Annotated in this window: 6 protein-coding genes; 3 read left to right on the top strand and 3 right to left on the bottom strand. The window is 72.3% G+C overall.

What is annotated here, in order from left to right; translation table 11 throughout:
* Positions 1–12: 12 nt before the first annotated feature.
* The 3 genes from DVA66_RS02380 (at position 13) to DVA66_RS02390 (ending at position 4043) form a co-directional block, all read left to right on the top strand.
* Complete coding sequence (locus DVA66_RS02380; protein ID WP_114558600.1) at positions 13–903, top strand: carbohydrate ABC transporter permease; 891 nt, start codon at positions 13–15, stop codon at positions 901–903.
* Positions 900–1907 carry an ABC transporter permease gene (locus DVA66_RS02385; RefSeq protein WP_232821707.1) on the top strand — a complete coding sequence of 336 codons (1008 nt, stop codon included), beginning with the start codon at positions 900–902 and terminating at the stop codon, positions 1905–1907. Before DVA66_RS02380 ends, DVA66_RS02385 begins: the two co-directional genes overlap by 4 nt.
* A 195-nt stretch (positions 1908–2102) precedes the next feature.
* Complete coding sequence (locus tag DVA66_RS02390; protein ID WP_114558601.1) at positions 2103–4043, top strand: S9 family peptidase; 1941 nt, start codon at positions 2103–2105, stop codon at positions 4041–4043.
* A gap of 128 nt (positions 4044–4171) precedes the next feature.
* Here the strand turns inward: DVA66_RS02390 and DVA66_RS02395 are convergent, their stop codons facing one another.
* From DVA66_RS02395 to DVA66_RS02405, 3 genes are all read right to left on the bottom strand, one after another.
* Positions 4172–5854, bottom strand: a complete 1683-nt coding sequence (locus tag DVA66_RS02395) for a metallophosphoesterase (RefSeq protein WP_198671409.1) — start codon at positions 5852–5854, stop codon at positions 4172–4174.
* Positions 5855–6097: 243 nt separating this feature from the next.
* Entirely contained in the window at positions 6098–7435 is a 1338-nt protein-coding gene (locus DVA66_RS02400; RefSeq protein WP_232821708.1) for a serine hydrolase domain-containing protein, read from the bottom strand.
* 83 nt (positions 7436–7518) lie between these two features.
* On the bottom strand, positions 7519–9512 hold a 1994-nt coding region (locus DVA66_RS02405; protein WP_198671410.1), incomplete at its 5' end, for an AfsR/SARP family transcriptional regulator.

Genomic DNA, 9512 nt, shown 5'->3' on the forward strand with positions numbered 1-9512 from the left:
GGGCGGCGTCCGATGAAGATCCGGGACACCGCGGGCGACCGGACCTTCCACGTCGTCAACGTGGCGATCCTGTCCGTCTTCACGATCCTCGTGCTCTACCCGCTCATCTTCGTGGTCAGCGCGTCGTTCTCCAGCGCCGAGGCGATCGCCAACCAGGAGGTCTACCTGTGGCCGGTCGGGTTCAACGCCGAGGCGTACTCGACGGTGCTGGCCTCGCCCAACCTCATCACCGGGTTCGTCAACTCCGTCTTCTACACCGTGGTCGGGGCGATCATCGGCACGGTGCTGACGGTGCTGGCGGGCTATGCCATCTCCCGTGACGACCTGCCGTTCCGCAAGTCGCTGACGTTCTTCTTCCTCATCCCGACGCTGGTCTCGGCCGGCATCGTGCCCACCTACATCGTGGTGCGCCAGATGGGGCTGCTGGACACCCGGTGGGCGATCCTGCTGCCGGGCGCGATGAGCGTCTTCAACGTCATCATCACCAGGACCTTCTACAAGATGAACGTGCCCAACGAGATGCTGGAGGCCGCCCGGGTGGACGGGGCCAGCGACTTCAACTTCTTCTTCCGGGTGGCGCTGCCGCTGTCCAAGCCGATCATCGCGGTCAACCTGCTGTTCTACGGCCTGGCGCAGTGGAACGGCTGGTTCTCGGCGTTCCTCTACACCAACTCCCCGGACCTGGCCCCGATCCAGCTGGTGCTGCGTGAGCTGCTGGCGCAGAGCCAGGTGAACCCGGCGATGATCGGCGGCGGCGACGTCTCGGAGATCATCAAGAGACGTGAGCTGTTCGACAAGCTGAAGTACGCGATGATCGTCATCGCGATGATCCCACCGCTCATCGCCTACCCGTTCGTGCAGAAGCACTTCGTCAAGGGCGCGCTGATCGGATCGCTCAAGTGAGCGCGCCGCAGCAGGTCACCCGCCGGGTGCTCACCGGCGTCGAGCGGACGACGGCGGAGGCGCTGGAGCCGTCCGGGGCGCCGGAGCGCCGCCGGTCCACCAGCCTGGGCACCCGGCTGCGCCGGAGCTGGCAGCTGTACGTCCTGCTCATCCCGCCGGTCGTCTACTGCGTGCTCTTCCTGTACTGGCCGATGTACGGGCTGCAGCTGGCGTTCAAGGACTTCAACCTCACCAAGGGCATCACCGGCAGCCCCTGGGCCGGGTTCAAGTACGTCGAGCAGTTCGTCAGCTCCTACCTGTTCTGGCCGGTGCTGTGGAACACCATCGTGCTCAACCTGTACGCGCTGGTGGCCCTGTTCCCGCTGCCGATCATCCTGGCGCTGCTGCTCAACCAGGTGCGCAGCAGCAAGTTCCGCAAGACGGTGCAGATGATCACCTACGCGCCGTACTTCATCTCGGTGGTGGTGCTGGTCGGCATCGTGCTGATGCTGTTCTCGCCGAACACCGGGATCGTCAACGTGCCGATCCGCGAGCTGACCGGGCAGCCGATCGACTTCCTGGGCCCGGACATGTTCCGCCACACCTACGTGTGGTCAGGGGCCTGGCAGACGTTGGGCTACTCCGCAATCATCTACCTGGCCGCGCTGGCCGGCGTCGACCCGGAGCTGCACGAGGCGGCGCGGGTGGACGGCGCGGGCGTGCTGAGACGGATGTGGCACATCGACCTGCCGAGCATCCTGCCGGTGACGATCACCCTGCTGATCCTCAACATGGGCCAGATCCTCACCACCGGGTTCGAGAAGGTGCTGCTGATGCAGACCCCGCTCAACACCTCGGTCTCGCAGGTGATCGACACCTACTCCTTCCAGGTGGCGTTCAACTCCCAGATCCCGCAGTACTCCTACGCGACGGCGATCGGGCTGTTCAAGTCGGTGATCTCGCTGGTGCTCATCCTGCTGGCCAACTGGCTGGCCCGCCGGGTGGCCAAGCAGAGCCTGTTCTGACCGCCGTTCCCAGCACCTGTACCGACCGCCGGTTCCCTGAGCCCGACCCCAACGCCCTCAGCCCGACCCCCAGCGCCCTGAGCCCGACGAAGGGCCCTGGGAACCCGCCCTTGACCCTGTCCCTACGGCACGGTGTGCAGTGGTTCGTGACGGGCGCCCGACCGGGCGCCGGACGACCGCTGGGAGGACCAGAGCATGACCGAGGTGCCGGGCCCGGGCGCCCTGCCGGAGCTGATCGACGTCGAGGACTTCTTCGCCGACCCCGAGTTCGCCAACCCCCAGATCTCCCCGGACGGCACGCGGCTGGCCTACCTGGCCCCGCGCCACGGCCGCAACCAGGTGTGGGTGCGCGGCATCGAGCAGGAGCACGAGGACGCCGTCTGCGTCACCGACGACACCCGGCGAGGGATCAGCACCTACCAGTGGACCGACGACCCGCGCTGGCTGGTCTACCTGCAGGACACCGACGGCAACGAGGACTGGCACCTGTACCGGGTCGACCTCGAGGCCCCGGAGGAGCCGGCGGTCGACCTCACCCCGCTGGAGCCGGGCTCCCGGGTCTTCGGCATGGAGACGCTGCCCGGAGAGCCGGGCACGCTGCTGGTGACGATGAACCGGCGCCCGATGTTCATCGACACCTTCACGCTCGACCTCGCCACCGGTGAGGCGACCGTGCACGCGGAGATCGACGACCCGACCAAGAGCATCCTGTTCGACCTGCAGGGCCGGCCGGTGTTCAGCTCGCGGCTGACCGAGGAGGGCAGCTACGAGTTCACCGCCCTCGACCCCGACGGCGGGAGCCGGGTGCTGCTCACCGTCGGCGGCGCGGAGTACCCGGTCGGCGTCCAGCCCCAGCAGGTGACGCCGGACGGCCGCGGGCTGCTGCTGGGCCTCTACGGCGGCTCCGACGACCTGCGCCTGGTGAGCGTGGACCACCAGTCCGGGGAGCAGACGGTCGTCTCGGCGCTCGAGGGGCACGACCTCGACGTCCTCGGCGCGATGGCCCCCGGGCTGCTGCCGCCGACGGTCTACACCCGACGCGGCGACGGGGAGATGCTGGCGGTCCGCTTCGTGGGGGGCCGGCCGATCATCAAGGTGATCGCCCCGCACTTCGAGGAGGTCTACGCCGCACTGGCGAAGCTGTCGGACGGGGTGCTGGGCACCCTCTCCTCCGACGAGTCCGGCCAGCGCTGGGTCGCCACCTTCGTCCACGACCGCCGACCGGGCGAGGCCTTCTTCTACGACCATGCGACCGGGAAGAGCCGCATGCTGTTCCGCGCCTTCAGCCACCTCGACCCCGAGGTGCTGGCACCGATGGAGCCGGTCACCATCACCGCTCGGGACGGGTTGGCGCTGCCGTCCTATCTGACGCTGCCCGTCGGGGTGGAGCCGAAGGGCCTGCCGCTGGTGCTCGCGGTGCACGGTGGGCCCTGGGCCTACGACTTCTGGGGCTACAGCTCGCTGGCGCAGTTCCTGGCCAACCGCGGCTACGCGGTGCTGCAGGTCAACTTCCGCGGCTCCGTGGGCTACGGGCGCCGGCACACCGTCAGCGCGATCGGCGAGTTCGGCGGGGCGATGCACGACGACCTGATCGACGCCGCCACCTGGGCGGTGGAGCAGGGCTACGCCGACCCGGACCGGATCGGCATCTACGGCGCGTCCTACGGCGGGTACGCCGCCCTGGTGGGGGTCACCGTCACGCCGGACTTCTTCGCCGCCGCGGTGGACTACGTCGGGATCTCCGACCTGGCCAACTTCATGCGGACGCTGCCGCCGTTCACCCGGCCGTACATGGCCAACAGCTGGTACCGCTACGTCGGCGACCCGGACGTCGCGGAGCAGGAGGCCGACATGCTGGCCCGCTCGCCGATCACCATGGTGGACAAGATCCGCACCCCGCTGCTGGTGGCCCAGGGCGCGAACGACGTCCGGGTGGTGCAGGCGGAGTCGGACAACATCGTCGCCTCGCTCCGCGAACGCGGCGTCCCGGTGGAGTACATCGTGGCCGAGGACGAGGGGCACGGCTTCGCCAACCCCGAGAACAGGATCCTGCTGCACCGTGCCATGGAGCGCCACTTCGCCGAGCACCTCGGCGGCCGCCGCGCCCCCGACCCCGAGCCCTCCGGTTCGAGGTGATCGCGCGCCTGCGGGCGTCCGCGGATACCTCGAACGCGGCGGAGTGGGGCGACTCCCCGTCCGGATCGAGGTGATGCGGCGCGTCATGGCGCCCGTCATCACCTCGAACCGGGAGGTGGGGGTTGGCGTCAGCGGGGCAGCAGACCGCTGCGGCGCGGGAACGGGCTCGGGATCTCGACCTCGCGCAGCTGCTCGTTGACCTCGTTGGTGCCATCGGCGCCGGGCACGCCGAAGTCGTGGGCGCGGATGACGAGGCGGTCGCGGTAGGCGTCGACGGTGAGGCCGCGGTTGATGTCGCGGGTGACGACCTCGGTGATGCCCTGGGTGTTCTCGCCGCGGGCGTCCCACTCGACGTGCATGGCGGCGGTGTTGACCGCCCAGAAGCCGTCGGGGTGGCCGCCCTCGGTGCGGCGCTGGACGGCCCAGTCGCCGAGCTCGACCGGGTAGTGGGTGTGGCCGCTGAGCACGACCGCGTTGGGGTGCTCACCCAGCAGCGCGGTCAGCTCGTCGTTGCGCTGGTGGTGCTCGGAGTACCACGGGATCCAGCTGGCCGAGACGGTGTCACCGAGCGGGAAGTGGGTGAGCACGAGCACCTGACGCTGCTGACGCGTCCAGTGCTCGAGGCGCCCGCGGAACCAGTCCAGCTGCTCCTGGCTGATCGGGACGTCGGTGGGCCCGGCGGCGTCCTGGCCGAGCACCAGCACCGGCACCTCGACGTCGCCCTCGCCCTCGACGACGTACTCGCCCCACACCTGGTCGCGCTGGGCGAAGGCGAGGAAGCGGTCGCGCAGGACGGGCCAGCCGCCGGCGGCGTAGCGCTCGTGGTTGCCGATGGCGGCGATGCGTTGCTCGGGCAGCAGGTCGGCCCGCTCGTCGAGGACGTCGTAGATCTCGTCCCACTCCCACTGGGCACCGCTGTTGACCTGGTCGCCGACCATCAGCAGCGCGCCGGCGTCGGGGCGCAGCGCGTGCAGGTCGGTGATCCCGTGGGAGAGGTCGCCGGGGTGGCCCTGGATGTCGCTGACCACCCACAGCGAGGCGGCGGCGTCCTCGGCGGTGACGGCGGCCTGGGCCTTGCGCAGGTGGACGTTGTCGATGGCCCAGTACCAGCTGTTGCGGTCGGCGGTGAAGCGCCAGCGGAAGACGGCCCGGCCGGCGCCCTCGGGCACCTGGATCCGGACGTCCTCGTGGCCGTTGAGCACGCGGCCGTCGCCGTGCTCGGCGGCGACGTCGGCGATGTCGAGCAGCTCGATCTGCTCCCCGCTGCGGTCGTACTCGACGGTCAGGGTGGCGGACTGCCCGGGCCAGGCGCGGTAGTGGCTGTCGAAGCCGAGCACCAGCTCGCGCTGGCGGTGCACCCGCACCTCGGGCGAGACCAGGGTGGTGTCGAAGGTGTGCGGACGGCTGTCGGCGTCGTCGTACTCGTCGGAGTCGGCGACGGCGATGACGTCGAGGGAGCGGGCGAACCGGTGGCGCATCTGGTCCTCGGCGTCGACCCAGAAGTCGCGGGTGGTGAAGCTCCAGCCGCGCCACTCCTCGACCCCGCCCTCGGCGAGGTCGGCACCGTTCTCGACCGTCCAGCCGCGCGGGCCGTCGTGGGTGAAGCCGAGCTCGCCCTCGGCGATGCCGGGGTCGTTCACGCGCGGACCGAGCTCGACGGAGTCGAAGCCCTCGCGCCACTCCACCGGCGGGGTGGCGGGGGTGCGGGCGGTGGTCTCGGCGACGGCCGCGGGAGTGACGAGGATGCCGGTGGTGAGGGTGACGGTGAGCAGCAGCAGTGGCACGTGACGGCGCCGGCGGGCGGTGGGCACGAGGGGACCTCCGGTTCGGGGACGAGGGTGCGCCCGCACGCTAGGCACCTCCCACGGACTCCCGGGGAGCGTCGGGTGGCGCGCGCGTGAACACTGCCCGACCCGATGGCTCGGCCGGTGCCGGTGCCGCGGACCGCCCTGACCAGGCGCCAGCAGAGGGTCTCTCTAGCCGCTCTCGGTCTTTCTAAGGTTGTCTAGGACCGCGGATTCTGCCGCGCGTCCGAGGGACAGCCACCGCGACGGTCAGCCCCAGGGGCCGGTGTCGCCGCCGGGGAGGTCGGCCTCGGGGTCGTAGGGGGTGCGGGTGAAGCGGAACGAGGCGAGGTCGAGGTGGTGCGGGACGCCGTCGCGGCGCACCACCTGCAGCCGCTCGCCGGCGTAGTAGCCGCTGGTGCCGACCCAGGCGTCGGTGCCGTCGGGGCGGAACCCCGAGGCGCGGCCGGCGCCGACCGGGTCGAGGGTGAGCCAGCCGTCGGCGCGCAGCGCGAGGACGTAGGGCGCCGGCCCCCAGTACCAGGTGCCGGTGAGGTCGAGCAGATCGGCCTGGGTGTCGTCGGCGTACCAGGGCTCGGCCGCGGGAGGCAGGTGCTGGTCGACGAGCGACCACACGTCGGTGCCGAGGGTGGGCGGCATCCCGCTGGTGGTGTTGGTGAGGACGACGACGCCGAGGCCGCTCTCGACGTCGACCTGGAGGTTGGCGAGGAACCCCGGCATCGAGCCGCCGTGGCCGATCCGGCGGCGGCCGTCGAGGTTGGTCACCTGGATGCCGAGCCCGAAGGCGCTGCCCCAGGTCTGCCCGGGCAGGTCGCTGAACCCGCGCGGCAGCCGCATCGCGGCCAGCGTCTCGGCGGCCAGGACGTCGGGGTGGCCGAAGCGCAGGAACTCCCCCCACACCGCGAGGTCGCCGACGGTGGACCACAGCTGGCCGGCGGCGGCCATCGAGTGGTGGTGGTGCTCGGGTTCGGTGAGCAGCAGGTCGGCGTGCGGGTGCCGGGCCAGCCCGGTGGCGTGGGGGGCGGTCGGGCGGACGGTGGTGCGGGTGAGCCCGAGCGGCTCGAGCAGCTCGGTGCGCACCGACTCCTCCCAGCTGGTGCCGCGGTGGCGGGCCACCACCTCGGCCAGCACGGCGAAGCCGACGTTGGAGTAGTGCAGGCGCTCCCCTGCCGGCAGCACCCGGCGCAGCTGGGGGGCGAGCTGCTCGAAGGGGTAGCCCTCGGTCCGCTCCCACCAGGGCGCGTCGGTCTCGGCGCGCAGCCCGGAGGTGTGGCTGAGCAGCTGGGCCAGGGTGACCTCGCCGATCGCCGTGCCGGGCAGGTGCTGCTCGAGCCGGTCCTCGACCGCCAGCACGCCCTCGTCGCGGAGACGGAGCACCAGCGCGGCGGTGAAGGTCTTGGAGATGGAGCCGATCCGGTACTGGGTGTCGGCGCCGGTCGGCTCGCTGCCGCGGCGGCCGTCGACGGTGCCGGCGCTGGCGGTGGCGACCACCTCCCCGGCGCGGGTGACGGCGAGGGTGAGGCTGGGGATGCGGTACTCCCGCTGGCTGCGGGCGACCAGACGGTCGAGCTCGGGGGTGAGGGTCATGGGCGCCATCCTCTCGACATCGGCGCCCACCCGCGTCGGCGACGAGCCGACGACTCCGACTCCGGCTCCAGGAACGGCCACGCTCAGGCCTCCCGTGCCCGGTGCCGACCCTCGAGCACCTCCTGCAGCACCCGGACGGTGTCCCCGTCGAGGTCCACGCCGAGCACCCGGGCCGAGCGGGTGAGCCGTCGGGCGATCCGTTCCACCTCGGCACGGTGCCCGGCGCGGTGCTCGGTGCGCAGCCGCGCCACCAGCAGCCGCTCGTCGTCGGGGCACACGGTCAGCGCGCGCGCCGCCGCCCAGCGGGCGAGGTCGAGGTCGCCGGCCTCCAGCGCCCGGTCGGTGAGCACGAGGGCGATGTCCCTGATGGTGCACAGCATCTGCACCCGCAGCTCCTCCGCCCACCCCCACTGGCCGGGGGCGGCGTCGGCCAGCGGCGCGCCGCGCACCATCCTCAGCGCGGTGACCAAGGCGTCCGTCCGGGCCTGCGGGACGCCACCGGCGACCAGCACCTGCAGCTCGTCCCAGTCCGACCCGACCGCCGGGTGCAGCGAGATCCGTCCCGAGTAGGCGTCGGGCAGGTAGGGCTCGCCGTCCTCGTCGGCGCCGAGCCAGGTGCGCAGCCGGCTCATGTTGGAGCGTCGGGTGCCCTCGGCCACCACCAGCGAGGACGCCATCGCCGGCGCCGTCCGACCAGGGTGCTCCAACAGCCACGCGCAGTACTCGATGCACTGCTTGACCGCCCGCGTCGGCGGGGTGCCCCGGGCGCCGGTCAGCTCGACCACGCCGAGCATCAGCACCGTGGGCGGCCTGGTCGCACCGGCGTCGCCGCCGCTGGTGGGCACATCGTCCTCCTTCTCCTGCGAGCCCCTCCCCGGCAGCCGCACCACCGTCCGGTCCTCGTCCGCGGCCGGGTCGACGTCCGCCTCGGTGGCCGGTCCCCACCACGACGCCGGCGTGGTCGCGGTGGACCCGCTCACCCGCATCAGCTCGAGCACCGCCTCACGCACCTCGGCCCCGACCAGCTGCGGGACCAGCTCGACCACGGGGTCGTCGGCGGTCTCCAGCCGCGCCCGCTCCTGCCGCAGGTGCAGGCGGGCCAGACCCGGCCCGACCGGCGTCCCGGCCGGGTCCGCCAGCACCGCGCCTACCGGGGCGCCCTCGAGCACCAGCCCGTGCAGCCGCTCCCGCTGGACGTCGGTGGGTGGAGCGGCGAGGACCAGCACCTCCGGTGTCCAGGCGGTGTCGGCGTCGGGCTCGAACCGGTGCAGGGCGAGGACGCCGGGCCGCTGCTGCTGGGCGCGCCAGCGTCGTTCCAGTCGGTCGAGCTCCTCGTCCAGGCCGGTGGCGGCGTGGACGCCGCTGAGGTCGGCGGCGTGGGCGAACTCGGCGGCCTCGGCTCCGAGCACCGTGGTGGTCAGCTGGTCGGCCCACGGGTTGCAGGCGAGCTCCATCAGCACGGCGGTGCCGGCGGCGCGGAGCAGCTCCGGGTCGTCGGCCGCGAGGGTGGTCAGGCCGAGGTCGGTGAGCGAGACCAGCAGGTGCCCGCGGTCGGTGCGCCCGAGGGAGACGAGGCTGGGCCAGGCCACGGCGGTGGCGTCCTCGGCGAGCTCGTGGCGGTGCGCCTGCCAGTCCTCGACGGTGAGCGTCCAGGTCGTTCGGCGCGACGGGCCGTCGGCCCCGGGCCGGAGCTCACTGGTGCTCCCGAAGCCCGACGGTGCCGGGAGGAATCCGCGGTGGACCAGGGTGATGGCGTCGGGGGCGACCACCGCGTTCGTGAGCGGGGGGACCGGTTCGCGCCGGCTGGCGCAGTGGGCCGCGACCCGGCGCTGCACCCACAGCAGGTGCTCCAGCGACTGCGACTCCTGGTGCTGGGCCAGGGCAGCCCGGACCGTGCTGGCGGGCCGGGACGGCAGCGGCAGCGCCCGGCCGAGGGGGCGGCCGTTCAGCTGCAGCGTGCGGCGGTAGGCGAAACCGCCGACCAGGGCGGCGGCCAGCAGCCCGCCGGTGCTGCCGACCACGCCGACCCGGGCGACCGCGTCGGCGGTGACGCCGTCGGGCTCCTCCGCCTCGGGCG

The sequence above is a fragment of the Desertihabitans aurantiacus genome (assembly GCF_003344635.1).
Classification (GTDB): domain Bacteria; phylum Actinomycetota; class Actinomycetes; order Propionibacteriales; family Propionibacteriaceae; genus Desertihabitans; species Desertihabitans aurantiacus.